Raw genomic sequence first — 26052 nt, 5'->3', positions numbered from 1 at the left:
CCCCATGACCGAGCATCGCTTCGCCATCATCGCCGACGCGCATTACCACCCGCTGGGTGCGGATTACGGCGTGCGCGGGCCGGACGGACTGAGCCTGCGCAGCTGGTCAGACACCCGCTCTTCCACCCGCGTATTCAACGAAAGCGCCGCCGCGCTGGAGGCCGCGCTCGACCGGATCGAGGCCATGGGTCTGCGCGACGTGGTGCTGCTTGGCGACTACAGCGACGACGGGCAGGCGCGCTGCGTCTCGGCCCTGCTGGCGCGGCTGGAGGCGCGTCCCGGCCTGCGGTTCTTCGCGCTGCCGGGCAATCACGACAGCTTTGGCCCCCACGGCCGCGATCACGCCAAGGAGTTCCTCGATGCCACCGCCCGACCGGTCGTTGTGTCGAGCAAGGCCGGACCGGATGCGCGTCACGACCCCTCGATGTACTGCGCGGACCATGAAACCGGCGTGATGCGCATGGCCGCGCATGGCTTTGTCCCGCAGGCCGATGTGTTGCATTGGGAAACGCCTTTCGGCACCGATCCATCCCCTGCCGCGCGCCGTTGCGATTGCCGTTCCAGCGATGGGGGCACCGTGCTGCGGCTGTTCGATGCAAGCTACCTCGTGGAACCCGTGCCGGGTCTGTGGTTCCTGATGATCGACGCGAACGTGTTCGAGCCGACCGGCATCGGTGACGCGGTCATCGACAGCACCAACGCCGGATGGAACGCCGTGCAACGGGTCAAACCGCACCTGCTGCCGTGGATGGCGGATGTCGCGCAGCGGGCCGCTTTGCAGGACAAGCGGCTGATGTGCTTTTCGCACTACCCCATGCTCGACCCCTACCGGGATGATGGCCAGTCCGAAGAAAGGCTGTTCGGTGCCACCTCGACCGCGCTGCGCCGTCCGAGGCCGGAGGTCGGCGAGGCGCTTTGCGCAGCAGGGATCGGGGTGCATTTCAGCGGCCACCTGCACGTGCGCCGCCGCAGCACGCTGCACCATGAGGGGCGGCAACTGGTCAACGTCGCCGTGCCCTCGCTGGTCGCCTGTCCGGCGGGCTTTTGCGTGGCACGTTTCGACGCCGAAGGGCTGACCGTCGAAGACGTGAGCCTCGGCGATCTGCCCGTCGACGCGCGCATCCTCGGGGCCTACCGGAGCGAGGACCCGGTCTCTTCTGCCGGGGTCTGCGCCGCACCGGACTATGGCGGCTTCCTGAGGGCGCATGTGGATGCCCTTGTGCAGCACCGTTACCTGCCGCGCGAATGGCCGCCCGAACGGGCGACCGAAGCGAACGGCACGCTTGACGACGCACTTGGCTACGCCGGGGCAGCCCCCGTCGGAGAGGTCCTGCCGCTGTCCGAAATCATAGGCGACTGGTACAGGCTGCGCGCCGCCGGGGTGATGGGCCTTGACGACCTGAGCGCGTCTCGCAGGGCGCTCTACAAGAGCTTCGCCACGCGTCTCCCCGAAGCAGCACGGGATGAACGCGGCGCCTTCTGGGCACTGTTCCTGCGCCGCCTGTCCGATTTCGTCCGCGACGCCGAAACGGAAGCCGGTCCGTTCCGCCAACCCGTTCACCCCACCGCCTGAGAGGAGCCCCGCGCATGTCCGAAACCGTCGTGCTGCTGAACCTCGGTGGGGCCGTCGCGCTCTTGCTGGTGGGCCTGTCGCAGATCCGCGCCGGTGTCGACAGGGCCGTCGGGGCGCGGCTGCGGCATTTCCTTGCGCTTGGCACACGCACGGGACCGAGGGCGATGCTGTCGGGACTGGGGGTGACGTTGGCGCTGCAAAGTTCGACCGCGACGGCGCTTCTGGCGGCCTCGTTCGCAGAGCGCGGCATCATGACTTCGCGCCAGGGGCAGGTCGCGATGCTGGGCGCGAACGTGGGCACGGCGATCACCGCCTGGGTGGTCTCGCTGCACCTTGGCTGGATCTCACCGCTCGCGATCCTCGTGGGACATATGGTCGGGCGCGGACGGGGGGCACGGCGCATCGGCTTTGGCCGCGCCATCGTGGGGGTCGGACTGGTCTTGCTGTCGCTGGGGCTGCTCGACGCCGCCAGCACCCCGATCCGGGAATCCGACGCGCTGACCACCCTGATGGCAATGCTGTCGAGCACACCCGTCGTCGCCCTCGCCTTCGCGGCGCTGATCGCGCTGCTCTCCGCGTCCAGCCTGGCCGCCGTGATGATGATCGCCTCGCTCGCCGCAGCGGGACAGCTTTCGCAGGATCTGGTCATTCCGCTGGTTCTGGGCGCCAACATCGGTGGCGCACTGCCGGCCGTCATAGCGACATCGGGCGCCGCCCCGGCCATGCGGCGATTGACCCTGGCGAACCTCGCCCTGCGCGGGTTCGGGGCGTCGATCGTGCTTGCCGCCCTGCCCGTCCTGGACCTTGCCGCCCTCTCCGATCCGATCGCGGCGCACCTTGCGTTCAACCTTGCGCTGCTGTTGGTCGGCTGGCCGCTGGCAGAGCCGCTCGCCCGGGTTTTCGACCGTCTCTTGCCGGACGTGACCGCCCCGCACGAGGCGGCCCCGCGCTTTCTGGCAGAGGACGAGCTGCAGACACCGGTCGTCGCCCTGGCCAGCGCCACCCGCGAAGTGCTGGCCGTGGGCGACGTGATCGAGCGCATGCTGCTGCAAATCCTCGCCTCTTTCCGAACCATGGACGCCGCGCCCCTGGAGACCGTGCCCGAGTTGGAAGACCGCATCGACCGCACACAGCAGGAGGTAAAACTGTACGTCGCGCGCCTGCTGCGGCACGAGCTGAGCGACCGGCAAAGCCGCCGTGCCATCGCCGTGGTCGACTATGTCATCAACCTGGAACATGTGGGCGACATCGCCGAGAAAGGCCTTGCCGCCATGGCCCGCAAGCGAGCGGACGAAAAACTGCGCTTTTCGGACGAAGGGTTCGACGAGCTGATCGGCCTGTTCTCGATGACTCTGGACACGCTGAAGACGGCACAGACCGTTTTCGCGACCGAGGACCCCGGTCTGGCGCGCGAAATGATCGAGAACAAGGTCGAGGTGCGCCGCCGCGAGCGGCAATCGGCGGAACGCCACCTCGCCCGCCTGCGCGCCGCGCGCAGCGAAAGCGTCGGCACCAGCTCGCTGCATCTGGACATGTTGCGGGATCTGAAACGGATCACGGCGCATCTTGCCTCTGTCGCGCACCCCATCCTCGACGAGCAGGGGATGCTGGACGAAAGCCGCCTGCGCAGCCCCGCCCGGCCCGAACCCCACCACGGACAAGGCGTCAGCGAAGGCGCCTGATCAGGACGCGGCGAGACGGGGTAGAGTCTGACGCCAGATCAGCGGCGCGTTCAGTTCGACGGTCTCGCTGCGGGTGTCGTCCTCTGGCGGCGCTGCCAGCCAGTCTATCGCGGCCTCGGTGATCTCGTCGATGGGCTGGGCAAAGGTGGTGAGCTGGTAGCTTTCCCACGCCGCCTGCGGAATGTCGTCATAGCCGATGCAGGACACATCGTCGGGCACCCGCATGCCGAAGCGTTGCCGCGCCGCGTCCATGACCCCGCAGGCCAGCAGGTCGGTCACACAGAACACGCCGTCGGGCCGGTCGGGCCGCGAAAAAAGCTGCGTGCCGATCTGCAGACCCGTCTCGTAAGAGGTCGCGCCCGACACCACCCTTGTGATCTCTACTCCTTGCGCCCGCGCGGCGTCCTCGAACCCGTCGATGCGCCCGACAAGGCTGGGTGTACCCGCGTCCGACGCGATCAGCGCTATGCGCCTGCAGCCGGTGCGCAACAGCGTGTTGAACGCGGTTTCCCCGGCTGCCCGGTCGTTGAGCCGGATCTGCAGCGTGCCCGGTTGCGCGTCGTCACGATTGATCAGCACGAGCCGCATGCCGTGGCTCAGGCACATCTCGGTCAGCGCCGTGTCGGGCATGCCCGACAGCACGATGGCCGCTTCGGTGCGATAGCTGGTCGCCTGGTTCAGGGCATTGCGCACGCTTTCATCCGACCGCTCGGTGGCGATCAGGATCGGCGTCTTGCCCGCGGTCTGAAGCGCCTGCGCCATGGCCGAAAGCAGCGCCGCGCGATAGGGCGTTTCGATCTCGGCAGCGATCAGCGCGACCAGACCGCTCTGCGAACTGATGAGCCCGCGTGCAAGGTGGTTGACCTGGTATCCAAGATGATCCGCAGCCGCCATGACCTTGCGCCGTGTTTCGGCCGAAACACTGGCGCCAGGCGTAAAGCTGCGCGACACTGCGGCGCGCGACACCCCGGCGAAATCCGCCACCTGCTTGGCCGTCACCGGGCCTTTCCGCCGCATCTTGCTGTTGGTGGTCATCCTGCTCTGCTCACGCTTTCATCGGCCAGCCCACTTTTAGCCCGAACCGCGTGGAAAGGTATAGAAGTTTCACGGCTGGCGGGGGGCGCAGCCCTGAGCTGCTCCCCGATCGTCGGACTGGACCTGTCGCGGTTTGATGCCGCTCCTTTGATAGTATTTAGTGCAGCAAAGGACCTTGATGATGTAACCGCCCCCCGGCGGCATCTGTTTGCCAAGGTGGGTCTGGGAGGATCCACAAAGGGGAGCGGTTACATCATCAGAGCCTGCGCCCGCTCCCAGTTCCTGAGATGGACCGACCAACAGGTGAAGAATACCTGTTCTTGATCTTAAATTTTTCGCGCTTTTGTTAAGAAAACACAAATGTCATGAATGAGTATCCGGTGGGAGGCCGGACATCTGGTGGCGCATAGACGCATCGGTGGCCAATACATGTCGAGGCAACAGCCGCGGACATCGGCCAGCACTTTCGATCCTTGGGAGGATACCATGACATACACACGCCGTTCGACCCTGGCCCTTTTGGCCGGGATGGCGATCACGCCGCTTGCCGCCGTTGCGCAGCAGGATTACCCGACCCGTCCGATCACCCTTGTGGTGCCCTATGGGGCGGGTGGCACCACCGATATTTCGGCGCGCCAGATGGCGACGATGGCCGAGAAAATCCTCGGCCAGCCCATCGTCGTGGAAAACCAGCCAGGCGCCAGCGGCACCAATGCCATGCGCTCCGTCGCGTCGGCCGAGCCCGATGGCTACACGCTGATCGCGACGACCTCGTCCCCGTCCTTCGTCACACCGGCGCTGCGCGATGTGGGCTATGACACGCTGGCCGACTTCATCCCGATCCTGAACTACTCCGGCCCGTTCCACGGCGTCGTGGTTCCGGCGGACAGCCCCTACGACACGCTCGACGCGATGATCGAGGGCGCCAAGTCCGGCGCCGTGACCTATGGCACCGCTGGCGCCATGGGCGGCGCGCACCTCGCCTTTGCCTCGGTTGCCAAGGACACCGGCGCGATGCTGCAGCACGTGCCCTTCGACGGTGCCTCCAAGGCGACGGCGGCGGTGCTGGGCGGCCACGTGGACGCGGCACTGGTCCCGGCTTATCGCGACCTCGTGCAGGACGGCCAGCTGCGTCTTCTGGGCGTGCTCGACGGCACAAACGACCCGGACTTCCCCGATGCCCCGACGCTGAAAGAGGCAGGGCTGGCGGCGGAATTCCCGTCGATCGTCGGCATCATGGCCCCCGCAGGTACCGATCCGGCGATCATCGCCAAGCTTGAATCCGCCTTCACCGAGGTGGCCTCGTCGGATGGGTTCAAGACCTTCATGACCGATCTCAGCCAACCGGTGCGGATCATGTCGGGCCAAGATCTCGCCGCGACGATCGAGGAGAACCTCGCAGCCTACCGTGAGATCGCCAAGGATCTCGGAAATTGAGCACCAACGGCCAGGGGGGCGGGGTCGCCCGCCCCGGCTTTCGGACGCTGACCGCCGGGCTGTTGCTGGCGGCAGCGGCATGGGGGCTTTACAGTCTCGACAGCCAGATCCAGGTGTTCGGCTTCGGCGCCTCCGGACCGGATGCGCGCAGTTTTCCCCGCGTTGCCTTTTGGCTGCTGGCGGCGGTCGTGGCGCTCCGCCTTGTCCTGAGCCTGCGCGCCGAGGATTTCCCGCTTGGCGATCCCGTCCGGCTCGGCCGGGTCCTGACCGTCACCGCAAGCAGCGCAGCGGCGCTATGGACGATGCCGCAGGTCGGGTTCTTCTTCGGGGCCGCCGGTGCCGGGATCGTCGTGGCCCTCATGCTGGGTGAACGCCGTCCCCTCTTGCTGGTTCTGCCGCTGATCGTGGCAGCCGTTGTGACCTATGGCGGACGGCACGGGCTTAGCATCCCCCTGCCCTGAGCCTGCCCATCCATTCCAGACCTCAAAGGAACGCGAGCCATGCTTGTCGATGCCTTTCTCGAACTCCTGAACCTCTGGGTGCTGTTCGCGGCTGTGGCCGGCATCGTCGCGGGGATCATCATCGGGGCGATTCCCGGCCTCGGGCCCACCATGGCCATCGCGCTGCTGATCCCGGTCACCTTCTCGATGGAGCCGATCCCGGCGATCATCCTGCTGCTCGGCGTCTACCAGGGCGCGATCTTCGGCGGCTCGATCTCGGCGGTGCTGCTGAACGTGCCGGGCACGCCGTCGTCGGCGGCGACGGCCATCGACGGTTTCGCCATGGCACGCCGTGGCGAGGGCGGCAGGGCGCTGCGCTTTGCCCTTTATGCCAGCGTCATCGGCAACATCTTCAGCTGCCTCGTCCTGATGGCACTGGCCGAGCCGTTGGCCCGCTTCGCGCTGGATTTCGGCCCGGCCGAGATGGCGATGCTGATGCTGTTCGCCTTGCTGGTCATCGTGCTGTTCGGTGGCGGATCGAAGCTCGACGCACTGATCATGGTTCTCGTGGGGGCCTGCGCCGGTATCGTCGGGCTTGATCCGATCAGCGGCACGCCACGCTTTACCTTCGGCTCCTTCGCCTTCGAGAATGGGTTCCAATTGATCCCGGTGCTGATCGGCCTCTTCGCCATGTCCGAGGTGCTGCTCCAAGCCTTCGACCGCGAGCCGCTGGTGGGCGATGCAGAGGTGCCGCCGTTGAAAAGCTCGGTGGTGCGGCTGGTGGAGCTCTGGCGGATGCGGGTGACGCTGCTGCTGTCTTCGATCATTGGCACCTTTGTCGGCATCCTGCCGGGGATCGGCTCCACCGTGCCCGCGTTCATGAGCTACAGCCTCGCCCGCTCGCGCTCTGCCGATCCGGATACGTTCGGCAAAGGCGCGCCCGAGGGCGTTGCCGCGCCCGAGGCGGCCAACAACGCGGTCACCGGCGGCGCGCTGGTGCCGACGCTGGCACTGGGGATCCCCGGCGATGCGGTGACGGCGGTGATCCTTGGCGCCTTCATGCTGCACGGGCTGGCACCGGGGCCGTTCCTGTTCCGCGACCACGGGCTGGAGGTCTACGCCATCTTCGAGGCGCTTCTGCTGTCGTCGATCCCGACGGTGATCCTTGGCCTGCTGTTCTTCCGCGTGGCGATCCACGTCACTCGCATCCAGCCGCGCCACCTGCTGCCCGCGATCACGATCCTCGCCATCTTCGGCGCGTTTTCGGTGAACAACAGCCTATTCGACGTCTGGGTGATGCTGGGCGCGGGCGTGCTGGGGTTCCTGTTGCGGCGCGCGAACTTCCCCCTGCCGCCGCTGCTGATCGGGCTGATCCTTGGCGCGCCGTTCGAACAGAGCCTGCGACAGGCCCTTCTGACCTCGGGCGGAGGCTATGGCATCTTTGTGGGCTCGCCCATCACCATCGGGCTTGTGGCATTGACCGTGCTGTCGCTGGCGATCAGCCTGTTCTTCAGCCTGAGAAAGCCCCGCATATGATCACCGATTGCCACATCCACTCCTTTGCCAAGACCGAGGCCCCGCAGACCGGCGCCTACGTGCCGCCCGCCCGCGACATCCGCGACTATATGGATGAGGCCGCGCCGCTGGGCGCGCGCCGTGCGGTGGTGGTGCAGGCCTCGGTCGACGGGACGGACAACAGCCGGTTGGTGGAGGTTCTGGGCACCGATGGACCCGTCGCCCTGCGCGGCGTTGCGATGATCGACGCGGATGCCGACCTGCAAGCGCTGCATGCCGCCGGCATCCGCGCGACCCGCATTCAGGACCGTGCAAGGCTTGGGGACAGCGCGCTAGATCAGCTTCCAGACCTTGCGAAACACGTGGCCGAGGTCGGCTGGCACATCGAGCTGAACACCGAGCCGCGCAGCTTTGACCGGCTTGCCGATATGGTGGCCGATCTGCCCGAGGGGCTGCGGCTGGTGCTGGACCATATGGGCCATGTCGATCCTGCCGCGCCCGCCCCCCTGTTCCGCCTGCTCGAGACGGGGCGCGTCTGGGCCAAGCTGTCGCCCACGCGTGTCAGCACCGATATCGGGCCCTACGGCGACCTGAGCGCGCTGATCGAACGCCTTGGCGCAGCCTTTCCCGACCAGATCATCTGGGGCAGCGACTGGCCGCATGTGATGACCCCCGAGCCGGTGCCCGAAATTCCGCCGATGCTGGAGCTGTGCCGCGAGGCATTGAGTCAGGATAGCTTTACGCGGTGCATGTGGGGCAATCCTGAGAGGCTCTACGGGTTCTGATGTTTCTGGCCATGGATGACTTCGAACCTGCCGCGCGGCGGCGTCTGCCGCGCCCGCTTTTCGGCTACATCTCGGGCGCGGCAGAGACGAACGCGGCAAGACAGGACAACCGCGATGCGCTGGACGCCTGGCGGCTGGTGCCGAACGTGTTGCGCGGGGTCGAGGGGCGCTCGACCGCCTCCACCCTTCTGGGCGAGCGCTACACGGCGCCCTTCGGCGTCGCGCCGATGGGCCTTTCGGCGCTGATGGCTCGCGACGGGGACGTGGCCCTCGCCCGCGCGGCGTCGGCGGCCGGCCTGCCCTTCGTGCTTTCCGGGTCGTCCCTGACCCGCATGGAAGACGTGGTGACGGCCAACCCGAAAGCCTGGTTCCAGGCCTATCTGCCCGGCGAGGAGGACCGCATCCGCGCCCTGATCGCCCGGGTAAAGGCGGCAGGCTTCGGCACCCTGATGCTGACCGCCGACACCGCAGTCCTGGCCAACCGCGAAAACAACCTGCGCGCGGGCTTTTCCACACCGCTCAAGGTGTCGCCCCGCCTGATCTGGGACTTCGCCATCAAGCCGCGCTGGGTGCTGGGCACCTTCCTGCCCACGCTGATGCGGGGCATGCCGCATTTCGAGAATTCCGATGCCGTGCGCGGCGCACCGATCATCTCGAAACAGGCGGCGCGGGATTTCGGGCGCAAGGATCACCTGAATTGGGATCACCTCGCGCTGATGCGCGACCTCTGGCCCGGCAAGCTGTTGCTGAAAGGCGTGATCGCGCCCGCCGACGTCGCACACGCCCGCGCGCTTGGCTGTGACGCGGTCGTGCTGTCGAACCATGGCGGGCGGCAGTTGGACCACGCTATCTCGCCGCTGCGACTCCTGCCAGAGGCGCGGGCACAGGCGGGCGACATGGGGCTGCTGATCGACGGCGGCATCCGGCGCGGCACCGATGTGATCAAGGCGCTGGCGCTTGGCGCGGACATGGTGCTGGTGGGGCGGCCGTTTCTCTATGCGGCGACGCTGGGCGGTCAGCCGATGGTCGAGCGCGCTGCCGACATCCTGAAGGCCGAGGTGCATCGTAATCTCGGCCTGTTGGGTCTCCGGGACCTGTCAGAGATCGGCCCCGGAATCCTGCACCCGGTCTAAAGCGCGCCCGAGAACATCGGTGCGCCGGCAATGCCGAGGCTTTCGGGAAACTCGGCCTTCAGGATGCTACCGCTGTCCGACTCGGTGATGAAGAGGGTCCGCCCCTCCGGCCCGCCAAAGGCGCAGTTGGTCGTGCCCAGACCGCGCGGGCTGCGCACCACGGCGATGGGCCGGCCCAGCACGTCATGCACCCACACGAGGCCCATGCCGGTCTGGCACACCACCACGCCGCCATCCGACGTCAGCGCCAGTCCGTCCGGCCCGGCGCGCCCTCCCGAGAACTGGATGAACAGCCCCGCCTTGTTGACGCGGCCCGACGGCGACATGGGCAGGCGCCAGACCGCATTGGCCCGCGTTACGGCCAAGAACAGGACATGTTCGGCCAGATCCAGCACCAGCCCATTGGGGCTGGGCACCTTGTCGATCAGGCAGGTCAGCGCGCCCGTTTCGGGTTGCCACTTCCAGACCCGACCCGTGGGGTCCTGCAGTCCGGTCTGGCCTTGGTCAGTGAAATAGAGCGCCCCGTCGCGCCCGAAATGCAGATCGTTGCAGCCCTTGAAGCTTTCGGTGTCCGCATCGCCGAGCGCCTTGGTCACGGCCCCCGTGTCCGGGTCCAGCAGCATGATGCCGTTCTGATAGTCAGCCAGAAAGATCCTCCCGTCGCGATGGATCTTCAACCCGTTGGGCTGGCCGTCGTATTCGGCGATCTGGCTGATCCCGCCCCCCGGATTGGCGCGGAAGACCCGACCGAAGGGGATATCGACAAAGTACAGGCTGCCCTGCGCATCGAACGACGGCCCCTCGACAAAGCTGTCCGCGGGGGCACCGCGCCGGTTCTTTTCCGCCCAGTAGGATGGCTGGGCGGTGCGGCGCAGCGCAGCGGGCAGTTCGGTGAAGACCTCGGCGTCGATGACGACGGGCTCAGGGAAAGGATAGGTGTGCGTCATCCGAACGTGAACTCCGGCAGGAACAGCGCGATGTCGGGCACGCCGATCAACAGCAGCATGAAGGCGACGATGATGAGGAAGAAGGGCAATGTGCCCATGATCACATCCTCGACCTTCACCTCGTCCGAGGAGGAGGCCACGACGAACAGGATCACGCCCAGCGGCGGGGTGAGCTGGCCCAGTTCCACCAGGATCACCACGAAGACGCCGAACCAGATCGGGTCCACGTCCATCGCCATCAGCGCCGGGAAGATCACCGGCACGATAATCGCGATCATGCCCAGCCCTTCCATGAAGCAGCCCAGGATCGCAAAGACCACCATTATGATCAGCAGGAAGGTCAGGCGCGAGACATTGGCCTCTTCCAGCATCCCAACAAGGTCCTCCCCGATGCCCGACAGCGCGGTCGCATAGGCGAAGATCATCGAGGTGAACACGATGAACAGGATGTTGCCGCTCATCGACGCGGTGCGCGACAGCGCGTCCTTGAGCAGTTTCAGGCTGAGCTTGCGATAGATCCCGGCGATAAGAATGGCGCCGACGGTGCCCACGGCCCCGGCCTCGGTCGGGGTGGCGAAACCGCCATAGATGCTGCCGAGGACGATGAAGATCAGCATCAGGAAGGGCACGATGTCCAGAAGCGCGCGGCCCAGATCCCCGGCGCTGGCCTTGGTATCATTCTTCGGCGCCAGCTTGGGGTTGATCAGCACACGCGCCATGATGAAGCCCATGTAGCACAGCGCCAGCACGATCCCCGGCACCAGACCGGCGGCAAACAGGCGTGCGATCGAGGTTTCGGTGAAGGTGGCGTAGATGATCATGGTGATCGACGGCGGGATGAGGATGCCCAGCGTCCCGCCCGCGGCAAGCGACCCGGCGACCAGGCGCTTGTTGTACCCGCGCGCGGACAGCTCCGGCAGAGCGACGGTGGACATGGCGGCGGCGGTGGGGGCCGAGCCGCCCGAGATCGCCGCGAAGATGCCGCTACCGGCAATGTTGGTGTGCAGCAAGCCCCCCGGCAGCCGCCGCATGAACGGCGCGACACCATTATAAAGCCGCGTCGACAGGCCCGAGCCCAGCAGGATCTCGGCCATCAGCACGAAAAGCGGAATGGCGGCAAGGGTAAAGCTGTTGGCCGCGCCCCAGCTGACGAGACCGAGCGCCTTCCAGCCGCCAAAGCCCTTGAGCAGCCAGATATAGGTCAGCCCTGCGCCCGCAACGGCGAATTGCACCCACATGCCGCCAAGGATCAGGCCGATCAGCAGGCCGAAAGCGAGGATCGCTTCCATGTCAGGTTTCCTCGAATTTGCGGAAGGTCAGCAGCAGCTGCTCGACCAAGAAAAACGCCAGAACGGAGAAGCCCGCCGGCAGCATGATCTGCGGAATCCACAGCGGGGTGCGCAGGACGGTCGGGGCGAACTTGCCGCGCGAGAAGGACGACAGCGTCAGATCCTTGGTCTTCCACGCAAGGATCACGCAGATCACCAGCGCGATCAGCGCGAAGATGCGGATCAGCCAGCGGCGCGTGCCCTCGGGCCAGGTGTCCAGCAGGAAATGCACCTGGAACATCGCATGGCTTCGCAGTGCGAGGGCCGCACCGAAGAAGGTCATGAAGACGACGCCGTAGCCGGTCAGTTCCTCGGCAAAGCCCAGCGAGTAGTTGAAACCGCCGCGCAGCAGCGCCTCGAGGCAGACCAGCGAGACCAGCGCCACGAGGACCAAGCCGGTTGCCGCGCCCGTGATCCACGCGGCAACGTCGAAAATGGGGCCGGCCGATGCCGGCCCCGTTCTGCTCTGCGTCTGCATCTTACTTGCCGATGGCTTCGCGCACAGTGGCGAGGGCTTCGACATACTCCGGACCGTTCTCCTCGGCCCAGGCTTCCCAGTACGGCGCCAGTTTTTCGCTCGCCATGGCGGCGTCGCCCTCGGCCGCCTCGACCAGCGTCATGCCCGCCTCGGATTGCGAGGCCTTCTGCGCTTCTTCGTCCTCAAGGAAGGCCGCCGTGGTTGCGGGCCCCTCTTCCGCCACGATGGTGCGCAGCTTGGTTTGCGTCTCCTCAGACAGCGCGTCAAAGCTGTCCTGATTGGCGATGATCATCGAGTTGCCGTAGTTCACCGCGAAACGGTAGTTGTAGGGCAGGAATTCGTGCCAGTTCTTGGCCCCGCCGGCAGAGGCGGTCAGCACCCCCTCGATCACGCCGCGTTCCAGCGAGGTCGGTACTTCGGAACCCGACAGGGTGATCGGCGCGCCGCCAAATTCCTCGATGAACTTGCCCTGCTCGGGCGAGGTCACGCGGATCTTGTGACCTTCGAGGTCTGCCAGCGAGCTGATCTCGAACGTGGTGAAGATCGTCTGCTCCGGGTAGCGGTAGCCGCCCAGCAGCACGACACCCTGCTGTGCGAAGGCCTCGACCAGCGTCGGTTCCATCGCGGCATAGGCCTTGGCCCATTCCTCGTCGTTCTCGATCAGCATCGGCAGGTTCAGCACCCGCGCGATCGGCACGCTGCCCGAGAAGAAGAAGTCTGCCGCCATGTCGATGATGCCATCGCCAACGGCCTGCGTGATGTCTGCGGACGCGATCTGCAAGGTCTTGCCAAGGTGCAGGTCGATGGTCAGGTCGGTGTCTTCCGCGACGCGGTCGACGATACGCTGCATGCCCTTGACGGCGGACGTCGTCGAGACGGACGAATAGGTGTAGGCGGTCCAGTCGTCGGCATGGGCGACGGTGGCGGACGCGGCGATCAGCGCAGCGGCGCCGAGGGTTTTGATGGTCATGATTTTCCTCCGGATTCAAAGTGTCGGGGCGGGCGTCGCGGCCCGCTCCGTCTTGTTTCAGTCGGCTGGAACGGCCACGGGGTCGAAGCTTGCCAGCTGCGCGGCGACGCAATGGCTCATCGCTGTAAAGGCCCGCTCCACCTGGTCCGCCCCGATGACAAAGGGATTGCCCTCGGCCCCGGCCTCCATGGCGTCGAGTTTGGTGTAGGTCGCATCGAGGGTCTTGTGGTTCGACAGGAACACGTCAAAGCCTTCCTCGCCGGCCATCGCGGCAAGGCGACGCTGAGAGTCGATCATCTGCACGAACTGCGCGGCGTTCGGCCCGAAGTTCAGCCCGTTGCCGCCCCAGATGATCGCCTTGTGCGCCTCGCCATCGTCCGTCACATCGACAATGGTCGAAACGGTCCCGGGCGTGTGGCCCGGTGTTTCCAGCAGGGTGAGCGTCGTATCGCCCAAGGTCACCGTGTCGCCGTCCACGATGCTCACATCGCGCTCCGGCGGACGGCCCCAGAGCGGGTCGTCGAACTGAAGTTCGTCCTTCTCCAGCTCCTGCCAGTCGGTCTCCGACATGATGATTTCGGCGCCGTATTTCTCCTGCAGATAGACCGCGCCGCCGTAATGGTCACCATGTGCGTGGGACACGACGATCTTCTTGATGTCCGCCGGATCAAGCCCGATGTCGCGCAATCCGCCTTCGATGAAACGCTTTGCCTCGTCTTCATTGTTGAGCGCGTCGATCAAGATGATGCCGTCGGACGTGGGGATCGCCCAGGCAGTCACCCAGGATGTGCCAAGGAATATCAGGTTGTCGAAGATCGCCGTGGTGCGCAGGTCGCCCTTCCCGACGAGGCGCTCCAGCATCTCGTGTCCCTTGTCATGGGGAATGGTGAAGGATTTGCCGATCTTTTTGCAATGGCCCAGCACATGCGCAAGGTCCTCTCCCGCGGCGGCCTCTGCAGCGGCCACATGGCGCGCCGACAGATCAGGATCGCTCTCGGCTGATGCCGGCAGCGCGCCAAGCAGCAGCGCAGCCGCAAGTGCGGTGCCTGTCCCGTATCTCATACTGTTCTCCTCCCGAAATTCAGTGGGGTCTTTCTGGTGCAGCGGTCTTATTTCCAGGGCGTTTCGGCCCAGATTTGGGCAGCGATACCGTCCTGCTTGGCGGCGGTCTCGGCGAAATCATCGCCCGCCATGAAGGCGATCGGGTTGCCCTGCTCGGCCATCATCGCCTGGAAGTCGGGGTTCTCGTTGACGGCGCTCAACGCGCGGAGCAGCTGCTCGGTCGTCGCCTCGTCCAGCCCCGCGGGGGCGACGATGCCGCGCAGCGACGACATCTGCACGTCATAGCCCAGCTCCTTGGCGGTCGGCACATCCGGGCGGAAGGGCGACCGTTCGTCGGCCAGCACCGCCAGCACGCGCAGGTCGTCGGGGAAGTTCGAGGTCTGGCCCAGCGTCATGGTTCCGGCGGCCACGTGCCCCCCCATAATCGCAGTGCGCGCGTTCGATGCGCCCTTGAACGGCACCAGCGTGAATTCCGCGCCGCTTGCGTCCTGCATCATGTTGGCGGCGAAATGGTCGTTGCCGCCAAGGCTCGACAGACCCAGCGTGATAGCGCCGGGATCGGCCTTGGCCGCGTCCAGAAGCTCGGCCAGCGTCTGGAATTGCGACGTCGCGGCGACGGTGATCGTGTTCGGATCTTCAACGAAATTCGCGAGATAGGTGAAACTGTCCACATCGTAATCCGCCGCGCGGTCCTTGGTCAGGGCAAGGGCCGCAGGCAGGTTGAAGGTGCCCAGCGTGTAGCCGTCGGGTGTCGCCTCGGAGACCTCGGTAAAGCCGATCTGCCCCCCGGCGCCGGGCATGTTCTTGACCACGACGGATGCGCCGTCGCCCAGCTCCCGCTCGAGGAATTGCGCCACGGTGCGCGCCATCACGTCGGTGCCGCCACCGGCGGAATAGCCGACGACCACCTCGACGGGCTTGTCGGGGTATTCGGCGAATGCGGCGGTGGCCGCGAGGGCCAGCGCAAGCGCGGTAAGGGGTGTTTTCATGACGGTATCCTCCGGTGGTCATGTGCGAAAATATGGTCGTCGATGCCGTAGGCGCGCGCGGCGCTGCGCCAGAACAGGTCATCGCGGTCGCGCTGGCTCAGCGGCGCGGCAAGGCGTTTGAAAGCGTTCCACAGCGTCCGATAGCCCACCTGCCCCTTGTCCACGGGGAAGTTGCTTTCGAACATGGCGCGGGTCGGTCCGAAGAGGTCGAGGCAGGTTTCCACCCAAGGGCGCCAATCCTCGGCCAGTCTATCGGAATGCGGCGGCAGCGCCGCGTCTGCGTAGCGCCAGCCAAAGACGCCCAGACCGAAGCCGCCAATCTTGATGCGCGTGTTGGGCAGCGCGGCAACAGGGGCCAGCGCATCGCGCCAGGCGCGGAAATTTTGTGTGTCGAAGCGGTCATGCGGGCCAACGCCAAGCGGGCCGCCGCAGTGATCGACAATGACGGTCAGCTCCGGCACGGCCTCGGCCAGGGCGCGGACCTCGTCCAGTTGTGTCTGGTAGGCCCAGACGTCGAGCGTCAGGCCATGGGCGGCCAGCGCCCGTGCGCCGTCGATGAAGGCGCTGGTCTGCAACAGGCCCTCGGGGGGCGGGTTGGGATTGGAACGCACCGCCGGATCGGCATGCCAGGCGGTGGTGTTGCGGATGCCGACCACCCGGCCCTGCCCGGCCTCGGTCAGCGCTTCGAGCACCGGGCGCACATCATCGCCCAGTTGCAGGTCCGCCATGGCGACGATGCCCGCCGGAAACCGATCCTGCCCGCGCGTCCAGTCGAGCACGGTTTCGACCTCGCCCACTGGTCGCAGGCTTTCGGAGCCATGATCGCGGTAGCCGGTACGGCATTGAACATAAAGGCTCGCCCGCACATCATGGCCCGCGCCAACATCCGCCATCAGCTCCTCGGCCCGGTAGCGCCCTTCGGGCCGATCCCAAAGGTGGTGATGGCAGTCGAAGATCGGCTGCTCCGGGGCAAGAGTCTCCTCCTGCCCCAGGGCCAGCCAATCCTCGCGGACCTTATGATGCGGACTCGCGATCATGCTTTCTTGCGGCTGTCGATGAAGCGCTTCTTCAGCGTCGGGCCGACAACCACGGCGACGGTCAGCGCCACGAGGATCAGGCTGGTCCAGTTCTGGAACAGCACCATCGGGTCGCCGCGTCCGATCCGCAGGGCAAGGCGCAGGTTCTCTTCGGCGAAACCGCCAAGGATCAGGCCCAGCACCACCGGCGGCAGCGGGAACTTGAGCCGGTCCATCACCCAGCCAATCGCACCGAAGCCAAGCATCAGGTACACGTCGAACATGCGGCCATGGATCGAGTAAACGCCGATCAGCATGAGCACGATGATCACCGACCCCAGAAGCGGGCGCGGCAGGTTCAGCAGGCGGGCAAATGAGTTGGTCGCCAGCGAGCCGCCCAACAGGACCAGCAGGATCGCACCGAACAGGAACTGCCACATGAAGCCGAAGACGATGTCCGGGTTGTCGCGGAACAGCATCGGCCCCGGTTGCAGGCCATGCACGAGCAGGCCACCCAGCATGACCGCAGCCACGGCGGTGCCCGGGATGCCCAGCGTCAGCGCCGGGATCAGCGCCGATGCGGTGTCAGCGTTGTTGGCGACCTCGGCGGCGGCGACGCCCTCGGGCTCGCCCTCGCCCCAGGTTTCGGGATGCTTCGAGGTGCGGCGCGCCTCGTTGTAGGACATGAAGGCCGCCATGGAGCCACCCGCGCCGGGCAGGATGCCGATCCAGATTCCAAGGAAGGAACCGCGCAGCCAGGTCTTCCAGAAGGACTTCATACGCGGCAGCGCCTTCCAGATCGGCTCGGTCCCCAGCTTGGAACTGTTGACACCATCGGTCTTGAGCGGCGTTTCCAGCAGGTCGATCACTGGCGGCAGCGCATAGAGGCCGACCAGCAGGATCACGATGTTGATGCCGTCGAGCATTTCGAGCTGGCCGAAGGTGAAGCGGTCGTTGCCATAGATCGGGTCCGAGCCGATCACCGACACGAAGACCCCGAAACAGGCCGAGATCAGGCCTTTGACCGGGTTGCCGCCCAAAAGGAAGATGATCGAGGCGAGGCCGAAGACCGCGACCCAGAACACTTCCGACGGGCCGAACAGCAGCGTCACCTTGGAGAGCGGCGGAGCCAGCAGCATCAGCGCAAAGGCCGAGGCGATGCCGCCGATGGACGAGGACACAACCGCGACCTGAAGCGCGAAGCCGCCCTCGCCTTTCTGCGCCATCGGGTAGCCGTCGAATGTGGTGGCGACCGCGGCAGGCGTGCCGGGAATGCGCAGCAGCACGGCGGGAATGGCCCCGCCATACATCGCGCCGTTATAGATGCCCGCCATCAGGCCGAGCGCGACAAGTGGCTCAAGGCCGAAGGTGAAGGGCACGAGGACGGAAATCGCCATGGTGGCCGACAGGCCCGGCATGGCGCCGACGACGATGCCCGCGATCACGCCGATCACGACAGCGGCAAAGTTCGTCCAGGCGAAGACATCCGGCAAGGCATGGAGAAGATCGGAATACATGGTTCAACGCCCCCAGAGACGGCCAGCGGGGAAGTCCTGCGACATCCCGAAATCAAAGATCGCCCAGATCGTGCCGACGACGATCACGGTCGCGATCAGCAGGCCAACCGGGCTGCGGTAGCCGAAGGTCCACGCGACCAGAGGGATCGTCACGGCGGTGCTGATGTAGAAGCCGACGAAATCGCAGGCCAGCGCGTAGCTGACGATCATCAGGAAGGCCCCGATCACCCGCTTGGGCGCCTTGGTCATGGGCGCGGCGTCTTCGCCGGCGCTGGCCTTGCGCTGATCGGCAAGCAACAGGAACACCGACAGCACGATCAGGCCGATCAGCATGGCGGCGGGCAGCAGCGCGGAAATCGCGCGCAGATCATAGGTCGGAACAAGGAACCCGGCGGCGACCACGATGATGCCGACCGCAGTCAGGGTTTCGGGCCTTGTCAGGCGGGAATTACGGCTCTCGGGCATGGAATTGCCTTCGGTATGAGGGGGGGGGATGTCTGAGGGCGACGCCCTCGGTGACTGGGTGGCGTGAGGGAGATTTCCCCCTCACGCACATGGTCTCAGTTCCAAGGGGTGGTTTGCCACACGCCGTTGGCGAGGTCATAGAGATCGGACGTGAGCTGCTTGAACTCCTCGCCGGTCACAACTTCGACCGGGTTGGCGGTCGCGGCCATGGCGTCAAGGAACTCCTGATCGCCGGAAAGCTGCTCGAAGGCACCGATCAGCTTGGCCTGCACGTCTTCGGGCAGTCCGGCGGGCGCGATGAAGCCGCGCAAGGAGCCGTTCACGAGGTCCAGACCCTGCTCTTTGAAGGTCGGCAGGTCAGGGGCGAATTGCGAACGCTCATTGGTGGCGACGCCCAGCACGTTCAATTGGTCCTGGAATTCGGCCACTTCCGAGATATTCAGGATGCCCATGGCGACATGGCCGCCCAGCAGCGCGGTCCGTGCGGGGGCAGAGCCCTTGAACGGGACGATGGTGAACTCGGTCCCGGTGGCCTGCTCCAGCTTGATCAGCGCGAAATGGTCATCGCCGCCAAGGCTCGACATGCCGACGGTGATCGCGAGGGGATTGGCCTTGGCCTCTTCGAGAAGCTTGTCCAGCGTATCCAGCCCGCTCGCCTTGGAGGTCACGATGACGTTGGGATCGTTCACCACGTTGGCCAAGTAGGTAAAGCTGTCGCGGTTGTAATCCGCCTCGCGGTCGATGGTGCGCGCCATCATGCCCGGCAGGTTGAAGGTGCCCAGCGTGTAGCCATCCGGTTCGGCATTGGCCGCCTCGGTAACGCCGATCTGGCCAGAGGCACCGGGCATGTTCTTGACGACAAGGCTGGCGCCCTCACCAAGGTATTTCTCAATGAAGGGCGCGGCGGTGCGCGCCATGACATCGGTGCCACCACCGGCCGAGTACCCGACGATCACCTCGATGGGCTTTTCGGGATATTCGGCCAGCGCCGCCCCTGCGGACAGGATCATCGCACCTGCGATGGCGGTTTTCTTGAAGATATTGAGCATGTTACTCCTCCGTTTGATGCGGTTGTTTCAGTCGTCGAGCAGGGCGCAGCCGCGTTCCTTGAGCGCGCGGTCGACCCAGGTCCGGTCATTTGTGCCGGCTTCGATGTCTGCCATTTGCTTGATTTCTTTCGCAGACTTGTCCTGAGTGGCTTTCAGGATCGTCTCGGCCTCGTCGATGGGCACGCAGAGCACACCGTCGCTGTCGCCGATCACGATGTCGCCCGGGTGGATCACCATGCCGTCGATGGCGATGGGCACGTTCACCTCTCCGGGGCCGTCCTTGTACGGGCCGCGATGGGTGACGCCCGCCGCCCATGTGGGCAGGTTCGTCTCGCGGAAGTTGTCCAGATCGCGGATCGCGCCGTCGATGACAAAGCCGACAACGCCCTTCTTGATCGCATAGGCCAGCATCAGCTCGCCCATCAGCGCATTGTCCAGCGCGCCGCCCGCATCGACGACGATCACGTCGCCGGGCACAGCGCGGTCGATGGCGGCGTGCAGCATCAGGTTGTCGCCGGGGCGCGCCTTGACGGTCAGGGCGACGCCCGCCATGCCGCCGGACGTGTGCATCGGGCGCAGGCGCGATCCGGCGGCCGTCATGCGCGACATGCTGTCCGACACGTTGGCGACGGGCAGCTTGGCGAATTCGGCGACGATCTCAGGGGCGGCGACGCGGTCGCGTTTGAGGATGCGGAACCCGGTGGTCATGTTCATTTCTCCATATTGGCCGGCTCGGCCTGTGCGGCGGCCAGCAATTTTCGGTTGATGATGCGTTCGGGAGCGACGGGCTGCCCGTCGAGGATCTGGAAGATCCCGCGCACGGCATCGACGCCGACCCGCGCCCCCGCCTGGCGGGTGACGCCGCCGATATGCGGGGTCAGCACGATGCGCGGCTCGGCAAAGAACGGGTGGTCGGCCTCGGGCGGCTCGACCGCGAAGGTGTCGAGGCCCGCGCCCGCCAGATGACCGCTCTGGATCGCGGCCAGCAGCGCCGGCTCGTCGATCAGCCCGCCGCGGGCGGTGTTGACCACAAAGGCCCCTTCCGGCATCCGGGCGATTGCGTCTGCATTCAGGATCTGCCGCGTCTGGGGGGTCAGCGGACAATGCAGGCTCAGCACATTGGACCCCGCCAGAAGCTCTTCGAAGCTGTCGCAGCGGGTGACGCCGAGTTCCTCGAAGGCGCTGTCCGGCGCATACGGATCGTAACCGATGAGGGTCAGACCCAGTCCCTTGGCCATACGGCCCGTGGCCTGTGCGATGGCGCCCATGCCCATCAGGCCCATGGTCGATCCGGCAATTTCGCGTCCCGCGAAGCCCGGCTTTTCCCAGCGCCCGTCCCGCAGCCCGGCGTCAAGCGGCAGGATCCGCTTGGCGCAAGACAGAAGCAGCGCGATGGCATGTTCAGCCACGGACACGGCGTTGGCACCGGTCGCGACCAGCACCGGGATACCCCGATCGGCAGCGGCCTGAATGTCAATGTTATCGACCCCGACACCGTGCTTCGAAATCACCTTGAGCTGCGGCGCCGCGTCCATGACGGCGGCGTCGAGACGCCCCATGCGCGACACGATCCCCTCGGCACCGGTCTTCTGGAGATATTCGGAAATCACCGCGCTATCGGCATAGGGCGGGGTATGCACCGTCTGATAGCCATGATCGGCCACCAGTCGGGCAGCCGCCGGATCGAGGTCGGGCCCCGTAACGAGGATTGTCTTGCTCATCGCACATGTCTCCACAGCGTCCCGAAGCCTCGGGGCGCGCCATTTCGTGTCTCTGTTTTTCGATTGGCCCACAGCGGTCTCCCGAACCGGCTATGGGTGTCCTCCTTGGGTGGGAACCGTATCGCCAAGAATGACTTCACAAAAGCGCGTAATTCTGGTTGTTAGATTTAGAGAAACTGGATTTGATCATGGACACCCGGCAACTGAAGACCCTTCTGGCCATTCAATCCCATGGCACCTTCGCGCAGGCGGCGGACCTTGTCGGCCTGACGCCCTCGGCCGTCAGCCAACAGGTTCACGCGCTTGAGGAGGAGCTGCGCGTGACCATCTTCGACCGCAGCACGCGACCGCCCAGGATCACACCCGAAGGACTTCAGGTCATTGAAATGGCAGAGGATATCCTGCGACGCGCCGAGGACACCAGGGCCAGCCTGCGCGGCGACCAGATCGCCGGAACGCTGATGCTGGGATCGGTCCGGTCGAGCGCGCTGAACCTGCTGCCGCGCGCCATGGTACAGATGCGCGGACGCTACCCGGACCTGAAGCCAAGCCTGCGTGTGTCGCTGTCCTCGACCCTGATCGCGGACGTGGCCGGCGGACGGCTCGACGCCGCTATCGTCGCGGAACACCTAGGGATTCCCAACACCCTGCGCTGGAGCCCGTTCCTGCGTGAACCGCTCTGGCTGATCGTACCGCGTGGCATGGAAGCGAGCGACCCGATCGAACTGTTGAACACGCGGCCCTACATCCGTTTCCGAAGCGCCGTGCCGCTGGCGAACCTGATCGATACCGAGTTGTCCCGTCTCGGCGTCGTAACCAATGACGTGGCCGAAATCGACACCATCGGATCGATCGTCACAGGCGTGCGGCAGGGTCTGGGCATATCGGTGGTGCCGCATGTTGCCCTGCAGGAACCCGAGGATCTGAACATCGTGCGCCTGGCCTTCGGCGCCCCGCAGGTGACCCGCCAGATCGGCATCGTCGAAAGGACTGCGGCGCCGCGCGCTGAAATCATCGCCCTCCTGCACGCAGTCCTCGCGGACCTCTGCGGCGACTACGGAGTGGTAAGGCCCATACGATCCTGACCGCGTCAACGTTGCCGATCGCCGCACCGACATCGACCGCATCGTCGCGACGCTTTCGGATGCGCTCGCAAAGGCGCAGGCCGACCTCGCCGCGGGCAACATCTGACACAGGCACGGCGCTGTTGCACAAAACGGCTGATGGCCGCAGTTCCCCTTCTCCGGAAACGCTTATCCCGCAGCCACGGTGACCGGGATGGCGATTGCGGTGAAGCGGTTCAGGACCGCCGCGCGAATCCGGACTTCGGCAACCTGGCGGTCGAAGTCCCGCGACATCGGCCGCTGGCCGAGCGGCTTCACGCAGTTCATTCATTGCCCGGCAGGGTGTTTTCTTAGGGAACATCCCGAGAGGGTTCGTCTCGCCCCCGCTCCGCCGGTGGTCCCCGCTCCAGTTCCGCCGGAGCGCACGGCCCAAGAGCTTCGATGTTCGTAGGATTTCGTTGCGTGCGCGGGCCCCTGCCGTGTCCGGCTTCAAGGGCCGGGCATTCCGGCGGGGCGGAGTGAGGGCATGAACGCCATTGGTCCGAGAGAATGCCCGAACGCGGCTGCTCCGCGGGCCGCGATGGCGTCATGGCAGGCACGCGTGTCATATGCGCCGTCGGCCGTCACCTTGGCGATCTCCTCGTTCGCCGGGATCTGGCAGAGCGGGTCGGGCAGCATCGGCGCGTCCACTGCCCGGCAGGCGCATGCGCAGCATGCTGCCGAGAGGGGCCGACAGTGCTGGAGGTGGTCTCGATAGCCCGGATCTCCAATGTTTCCTCGTCGACGGCCCTCTCGGGATCATGCGACGCACGACCCTGCCGGGCAAGGGATGAGGATCTTGCGCCACACGCGCCGTTTCGAGCCGCCATGCTTGCGCGTGTGCCACCCGCCTTCGCCTTCCACCTTGACGTCGGTGTTGTCCACGCGCAGGTGCAACGGCCCCTTGGATCCGCGATACGGGATGGTCGCGTCCGATGTCTTCTGGCCCCTCTCGGCAGCGTCTTGCAGATGCGCCTGCCGGGCAGTGGACGTGACAGGGTGCTGAAGTCGGGCACGGCCCAGCCGAGGCTGCACAGCTCCAGCAAGCTCGCCACGACCCCTGTCGTCTGACGGATGGGCAGGCAGAGCAGAACCTTGTGGGTGAGACAGGCCTGGATCGCCGCATCGCTGTACGCCTGCTGGCGGCCGCGACGCCCGGAAGGCATCGCTTCCCATTGCATCGAGTGATCGAACCGGACCGTCATCGATCCGCGCCGCTTCAGCGCCTGATCATACGCGGGCCAGTTGGCGGTCTTGCAGGGCGGCTTCGGCGGTCTGCTCATAAAAGCCCGCTACTACATGGGCTTCACGAAGCGAATCCCGGAGCCTCTTTCTGCAACAAGGTCGCGTTTTGCCTTCGGCGAATATGATGAGGTAATCATCGATGGCATCTCTTACCGTCCATCTGAGAGCAACGAATTCGGATACACCTTTCGGAGAACTGACCTCCTGAGTGTCGCGGAATCCTTCACGCACGCAATGCTCTCGCAGCGGGTCAATTCAGGAGAGATCGAACACCGGCGTGACGCATTCCTTCCGGATCATGCGAAACGCAGGCTGAATCTCCCGACACAAGAACTGTCCGCGCTTTCGTTGAAGCAGCAACAGAAAGCCAAATACCACGAGTCCTTGATCCGTGCATTCCTGGAAATGGAAGCCGAGGGTAAGGTCAAACGAACCGAGGAGTCCGTAAAGGCCGCCTTGGCGGAGATCAAGTTCCGCGCCAGCAAGTACCTTTCTGTGCCCAGCGAAGGCGACCCGTTCCCGGCACACGGCAATACCATGATCGTTCCCACGAAGATCAGCGCGAGCCGACTCTTGAAACGCGTTGCCGCCTTTCGCCGGGATGGTATGGCGGCCCTATATGATCAGGGCGGTCAAGGTCGTCGCAGCCGTCGCCTTGGTCCGGACGAACTTGCGCTTTTGGCCCGAACGGTCCGCAATTATCTCACCATGGAGCAACCGTCTGTCGCTCAAGTGGTAGAAGACGTAGACAACGCCTTCATCGCCGAAAACCTTCGTCGCCAAGAGCTGCGAAAACGGGAAGCGGCCGGTGAGAAGCTTGGCGAGAGCACGAGGCCCCTTGTGACGCCGTCTCGCGAGACGATCCACCTCGCGGGAAGGAAGCTCGACCCCTTCGAGGTGGACATAGCGCGTTTCGGACTGGAAGAAGCCCGCAAGCGCAATGCGCCGGTCGGAAAGGGGCTGGAACTCACTCGTCCGTTCGAACGCGTCGAGATGGACGAATGGCAGGTCGATGTCATGGCCCCGTTGGCGGAATCGGGCATCTGGTCGATATTGAGCCAGGAGGAGAAGTCTAGCCTCGGCCTGGAAGAGGGCAAGATGGCACGCTGGTTCCTGACTGCTGCTGAGTGCTGCACAACTCGTTGTGTCGTAGCCATGAAGCTCTCACGATCGCCCAGCAAGCGCAGCGCAATGCAGACGATGGACATGATCGTGCGCGACAAGGGGGTATGGGCAGACGCGGTTGGTGCGCATTCTCCATGGAACATGTCCGGCACGCCTGAGCTCATCGTCACCGATTGCGGCTCCGCCTTCATCGACTTCGACACAAGGGTCGGCGCGACCGATCTCGGGATCAATATCGACGCCGGCCCGGCCGGGATGCCGGAGTTCCGGGCGCGGATCGAGCGCCTGTTCGGAACGATGGCGAACAACTTCATCGGACGGCTCACTGGGAGAACCTTCAGCAACACCGTCGTCAAGGGCGACTACGACTCCGAAGCCCGGGCAGCATTGACGGCCGAGGAACTCAGTGAGGCACTGGTTCGCTGGGTCGTCGACGTGTACCATCGCCGCCCGCATGCAGGCCTGAACGGGGAAACGCCCCTCAATTGCTGGAACCGGCTCGTCGGGCGGTATGGCGTCGCGCCGATGCCCGCACTCGGGCTGCGGCGCAGGGCACTCGGCACCCGGCTGAAACGGACGGTGTCCAAGAAGGGCATCTCGGTTCTGGGCATTCGCTATCATTCAGAGGTGCTCGCCCGCTGGTTCATGCACAACACCGAGAAGGAGGTCCGTGTACGCTGGTATTCGGAGGATCTCGGCGCGATCGCAGTGGAACTGGACGGTAAGTGGATCGAGGTGCCTTCCGTCTTCGAACGCTTCCACGGAGAGCGTGCACAGACCTGGATGTTGGCGGTGCGCGAGGTCCGCGCGTCGGTCGCGGCACAGAAAAAGATCGACCAGGAAGTCATCTTCAACGCGATGACCCGCCTCCGCGAGATCAACGCCAATGCCATCGCCCGCCAATGGCTGTTCGTCGACGACTACTCCAAGGAGCGCATTGCGGAACTCGAGGACCGCTACCTGATCGGGTTTGAGGTGGACGAGACGCCGGACACTCTTCGGCTGTACCCCGCTTCCGACGGTCTGGGCATTGACCTGCCGACGGCGCCGTCAGTCACGCAACCCGAGCGCCGGGCGAGGGACCCAGTTCTCGCGGCTCCGAACCATGCCTCCCATGCGGCTGGCGCTCCTAATGCCTTTGCGGACCCCGACGCGGATTGGTCATTCGGGGACAAGTAGGCCCAATGCCCGGGACACGACAGGCCACCGCAGTCGACACAAACTGCGGGGGCCTTTCCATGTTCCGAGGTTGCTGGGCTCTGACAAGCGCGGACGGCGCTCCCGGTTCAGCACAACGCGCAGTCCAGCAGCCGCACCGAGATCCCCTATGGATCGGCGTGGAAGCGCGACGGCATGACCAGCATCTACCCGAGTGTTTTTCTTCGTTGCGGCGCCTTGTGGCCAATCTCCTTGTCGGAAGGAGGAACTCTACTCCGC

22 protein-coding genes and 1 pseudogene are annotated in these 26052 nt (G+C 65.4%); 9 read left to right on the top strand and 14 right to left on the bottom strand.

Going from position 1 to position 26052, the window contains the following annotated elements; genetic code table 11:
- Positions 1-4 precede the first annotated feature (4 nt).
- Together ABFK29_RS05255 and ABFK29_RS05250 are read left to right on the top strand one after the other, a co-directional pair.
- Complete coding sequence (locus tag ABFK29_RS05255) at positions 5-1573, top strand: metallophosphoesterase family protein (RefSeq protein WP_005855365.1); 1569 nt, start codon at positions 5-7, stop codon at positions 1571-1573.
- A 14-nt stretch (positions 1574-1587) separates the two neighbouring features.
- The gene (locus tag ABFK29_RS05250) at positions 1588-3255 is read left to right on the top strand and encodes a Na/Pi cotransporter family protein (RefSeq protein WP_005855363.1); all 1668 of its coding nucleotides are present in this window, start codon (positions 1588-1590) and stop codon (positions 3253-3255) included.
- Here ABFK29_RS05250 and ABFK29_RS05245 read toward each other — a convergent pair whose 3' ends face one another.
- The gene (locus tag ABFK29_RS05245) at positions 3256-4290 is read right to left on the bottom strand and encodes a LacI family DNA-binding transcriptional regulator (RefSeq protein ID WP_005855361.1); all 1035 of its coding nucleotides are present in this window, start codon (positions 4288-4290) and stop codon (positions 3256-3258) included.
- Between the two features lie 486 nt (positions 4291-4776).
- Between ABFK29_RS05245 and ABFK29_RS05240 the strand changes: the two genes are divergently transcribed.
- Genes ABFK29_RS05240 through ABFK29_RS05220 form a run of 5 tightly spaced genes read left to right on the top strand, consistent with a single transcriptional unit; the run spans position 4777 to position 9600 of the window.
- Positions 4777-5727, top strand: a complete 951-nt coding sequence (locus ABFK29_RS05240) for a Bug family tripartite tricarboxylate transporter substrate binding protein (RefSeq protein ID WP_005855359.1) — start codon at positions 4777-4779, stop codon at positions 5725-5727.
- The gene (locus tag ABFK29_RS05235) at positions 5724-6188 is read left to right on the top strand and encodes a tripartite tricarboxylate transporter TctB family protein (RefSeq protein WP_005855358.1); all 465 of its coding nucleotides are present in this window, start codon (positions 5724-5726) and stop codon (positions 6186-6188) included. The genes ABFK29_RS05240 and ABFK29_RS05235 overlap by 4 nt, the downstream gene beginning before the upstream one ends.
- A 39-nt stretch (positions 6189-6227) precedes the next feature.
- Positions 6228-7703 (top strand): tripartite tricarboxylate transporter permease, encoded by a 1476-nt coding sequence (locus tag ABFK29_RS05230; protein WP_005855356.1) that lies wholly within the window; start codon positions 6228-6230, stop codon positions 7701-7703.
- Positions 7700-8467, top strand: a complete 768-nt coding sequence (locus tag ABFK29_RS05225; protein ID WP_005855354.1) for an amidohydrolase family protein — start codon at positions 7700-7702, stop codon at positions 8465-8467. The genes ABFK29_RS05230 and ABFK29_RS05225 overlap by 4 nt, the downstream gene beginning before the upstream one ends.
- Before the next feature lie 11 nt (positions 8468-8478).
- A complete protein-coding gene (locus ABFK29_RS05220; RefSeq protein WP_232281497.1) occupies positions 8479-9600 on the top strand; it encodes an alpha-hydroxy acid oxidase in 1122 nt (373 codons plus the stop codon).
- Here ABFK29_RS05220 and ABFK29_RS05215 read toward each other — a convergent pair.
- From ABFK29_RS05215 to ABFK29_RS05160, 12 genes are all read right to left on the bottom strand, one after another.
- Positions 9597-10547: an SMP-30/gluconolactonase/LRE family protein gene (locus ABFK29_RS05215; RefSeq protein ID WP_005855350.1), complete on the bottom strand. Its 951-nt coding sequence runs from the start codon at positions 10545-10547 to the stop codon at positions 9597-9599. The two genes, ABFK29_RS05220 and ABFK29_RS05215, sit on opposite strands and share 4 nt — an antisense overlap.
- Entirely contained in the window at positions 10544-11836 is a 1293-nt protein-coding gene (locus ABFK29_RS05210; RefSeq protein WP_005855348.1) for a TRAP transporter large permease, read from the bottom strand. Before ABFK29_RS05210 ends, ABFK29_RS05215 begins: the two co-directional genes overlap by 4 nt.
- A 1-nt stretch (position 11837) precedes the next feature.
- Positions 11838-12353 carry a TRAP transporter small permease gene (locus ABFK29_RS05205; protein ID WP_005855346.1) on the bottom strand — a complete coding sequence of 172 codons (516 nt, stop codon included), beginning with the start codon at positions 12351-12353 and terminating at the stop codon, positions 11838-11840.
- 1 nt (position 12354) lies between these two features.
- On the bottom strand, positions 12355-13323 hold the full coding sequence (dctP, locus tag ABFK29_RS05200) for a TRAP transporter substrate-binding protein DctP (RefSeq protein ID WP_005855344.1): 969 nt from the start codon (positions 13321-13323) through the stop codon (positions 12355-12357).
- Between the two features lie 57 nt (positions 13324-13380).
- Positions 13381-14385, bottom strand: coding sequence for an MBL fold metallo-hydrolase (locus ABFK29_RS05195; protein ID WP_005855342.1), 1005 nt, complete (start codon positions 14383-14385; stop codon positions 13381-13383).
- A 47-nt stretch (positions 14386-14432) separates the two neighbouring features.
- Positions 14433-15374, bottom strand: coding sequence for a tripartite tricarboxylate transporter substrate binding protein (locus tag ABFK29_RS05190; protein WP_005855340.1), 942 nt, complete (start codon positions 15372-15374; stop codon positions 14433-14435).
- Positions 15371-16411: an amidohydrolase family protein gene (locus ABFK29_RS05185; RefSeq protein ID WP_005855338.1), complete on the bottom strand. Its 1041-nt coding sequence runs from the start codon at positions 16409-16411 to the stop codon at positions 15371-15373. The genes ABFK29_RS05190 and ABFK29_RS05185 overlap by 4 nt, the downstream gene beginning before the upstream one ends.
- The gene (locus ABFK29_RS05180; RefSeq protein ID WP_005855336.1) at positions 16408-17907 is read right to left on the bottom strand and encodes a tripartite tricarboxylate transporter permease; all 1500 of its coding nucleotides are present in this window, start codon (positions 17905-17907) and stop codon (positions 16408-16410) included. The genes ABFK29_RS05185 and ABFK29_RS05180 overlap by 4 nt, the downstream gene beginning before the upstream one ends.
- A gap of 3 nt (positions 17908-17910) precedes the next feature.
- Positions 17911-18372 (bottom strand): tripartite tricarboxylate transporter TctB family protein, encoded by a 462-nt coding sequence (locus ABFK29_RS05175; RefSeq protein ID WP_005855334.1) that lies wholly within the window; start codon positions 18370-18372, stop codon positions 17911-17913.
- 95 nt (positions 18373-18467) lie between these two features.
- The gene (locus ABFK29_RS05170; RefSeq protein ID WP_005855332.1) at positions 18468-19421 is read right to left on the bottom strand and encodes a Bug family tripartite tricarboxylate transporter substrate binding protein; all 954 of its coding nucleotides are present in this window, start codon (positions 19419-19421) and stop codon (positions 18468-18470) included.
- 27 nt (positions 19422-19448) lie between these two features.
- On the bottom strand, positions 19449-20135 hold the full coding sequence (locus tag ABFK29_RS05165; protein ID WP_005855330.1) for an RraA family protein: 687 nt from the start codon (positions 20133-20135) through the stop codon (positions 19449-19451).
- The gene (locus tag ABFK29_RS05160) at positions 20132-21142 is read right to left on the bottom strand and encodes a hydroxyacid dehydrogenase (RefSeq protein ID WP_005855328.1); all 1011 of its coding nucleotides are present in this window, start codon (positions 21140-21142) and stop codon (positions 20132-20134) included. The genes ABFK29_RS05165 and ABFK29_RS05160 overlap by 4 nt, the downstream gene beginning before the upstream one ends.
- Before the next feature lie 188 nt (positions 21143-21330).
- Between ABFK29_RS05160 and ABFK29_RS05155 the strand changes: the two genes are divergently transcribed.
- Entirely contained in the window at positions 21331-22227 is an 897-nt protein-coding gene (locus ABFK29_RS05155) for a LysR family transcriptional regulator (protein WP_005855326.1), read from the top strand.
- A gap of 168 nt (positions 22228-22395) precedes the next feature.
- On the opposite strand, the pseudogene ABFK29_RS05150 reads toward ABFK29_RS05155, so the two are convergent.
- Positions 22396-23528, bottom strand: a pseudogene (locus tag ABFK29_RS05150) (IS5 family transposase).
- Between ABFK29_RS05150 and ABFK29_RS05145 the strand changes: the two are divergent.
- A complete protein-coding gene (locus ABFK29_RS05145; RefSeq protein WP_198135679.1) occupies positions 23491-25794 on the top strand; it encodes a Mu transposase C-terminal domain-containing protein in 2304 nt (767 codons plus the stop codon). The pseudogene ABFK29_RS05150 and the gene ABFK29_RS05145 sit on opposite strands and share 38 nt — an antisense overlap.
- Positions 25795-26052: the final 258 nt, after the last annotated feature.

It is taken from the genome of Sagittula stellata E-37 (genome assembly GCF_039724765.1).
Taxonomy (GTDB): Bacteria; Pseudomonadota; Alphaproteobacteria; order Rhodobacterales; family Rhodobacteraceae; genus Sagittula; species Sagittula stellata.
Note: the sequence above shows the minus strand (reverse complement) of the source record. Positions and strands in the feature narration are given on the sequence as shown.

Bases quoted from the DNA above. Each gene is read 5' to 3' on its own strand.
- ABFK29_RS05255 (WP_005855365.1), top strand. From the start codon at position 5: ATGACCGAGCATCGCTTCGCCATCATCGCCGACGCGCATTACCACCCG.
- ABFK29_RS05250 (WP_005855363.1), top strand. From the start codon at position 1,588: ATGTCCGAAACCGTCGTGCTGCTGAACCTCGGTGGGGCCGTCGCGCTC.
- ABFK29_RS05245 (WP_005855361.1), bottom strand. From the start codon at position 4,290: ATGACCACCAACAGCAAGATGCGGCGGAAAGGCCCGGTGACGGCCAAG.
- ABFK29_RS05240 (WP_005855359.1), top strand. From the start codon at position 4,777: ATGACATACACACGCCGTTCGACCCTGGCCCTTTTGGCCGGGATGGCG.
- ABFK29_RS05230 (WP_005855356.1), top strand. From the start codon at position 6,228: ATGCTTGTCGATGCCTTTCTCGAACTCCTGAACCTCTGGGTGCTGTTC.
- ABFK29_RS05225 (WP_005855354.1), top strand. From the start codon at position 7,700: ATGATCACCGATTGCCACATCCACTCCTTTGCCAAGACCGAGGCCCCG.
- ABFK29_RS05220 (WP_232281497.1), top strand. From the start codon at position 8,479: ATGGATGACTTCGAACCTGCCGCGCGGCGGCGTCTGCCGCGCCCGCTT.
- ABFK29_RS05215 (WP_005855350.1), bottom strand. From the start codon at position 10,547: ATGACGCACACCTATCCTTTCCCTGAGCCCGTCGTCATCGACGCCGAG.
- ABFK29_RS05210 (WP_005855348.1), bottom strand. From the start codon at position 11,836: ATGGAAGCGATCCTCGCTTTCGGCCTGCTGATCGGCCTGATCCTTGGC.
- ABFK29_RS05205 (WP_005855346.1), bottom strand. From the start codon at position 12,353: ATGCAGACGCAGAGCAGAACGGGGCCGGCATCGGCCGGCCCCATTTTC.
- dctP (WP_005855344.1), bottom strand. From the start codon at position 13,323: ATGACCATCAAAACCCTCGGCGCCGCTGCGCTGATCGCCGCGTCCGCC.
- ABFK29_RS05195 (WP_005855342.1), bottom strand. From the start codon at position 14,385: ATGAGATACGGGACAGGCACCGCACTTGCGGCTGCGCTGCTGCTTGGC.
- ABFK29_RS05190 (WP_005855340.1), bottom strand. From the start codon at position 15,374: ATGAAAACACCCCTTACCGCGCTTGCGCTGGCCCTCGCGGCCACCGCC.
- ABFK29_RS05185 (WP_005855338.1), bottom strand. From the start codon at position 16,411: ATGATCGCGAGTCCGCATCATAAGGTCCGCGAGGATTGGCTGGCCCTG.
- ABFK29_RS05180 (WP_005855336.1), bottom strand. From the start codon at position 17,907: ATGTATTCCGATCTTCTCCATGCCTTGCCGGATGTCTTCGCCTGGACG.
- ABFK29_RS05175 (WP_005855334.1), bottom strand. From the start codon at position 18,372: ATGCCCGAGAGCCGTAATTCCCGCCTGACAAGGCCCGAAACCCTGACT.
- ABFK29_RS05170 (WP_005855332.1), bottom strand. From the start codon at position 19,421: ATGCTCAATATCTTCAAGAAAACCGCCATCGCAGGTGCGATGATCCTG.
- ABFK29_RS05165 (WP_005855330.1), bottom strand. From the start codon at position 20,135: ATGAACATGACCACCGGGTTCCGCATCCTCAAACGCGACCGCGTCGCC.
- ABFK29_RS05160 (WP_005855328.1), bottom strand. From the start codon at position 21,142: ATGAGCAAGACAATCCTCGTTACGGGGCCCGACCTCGATCCGGCGGCT.
- ABFK29_RS05155 (WP_005855326.1), top strand. From the start codon at position 21,331: ATGGACACCCGGCAACTGAAGACCCTTCTGGCCATTCAATCCCATGGC.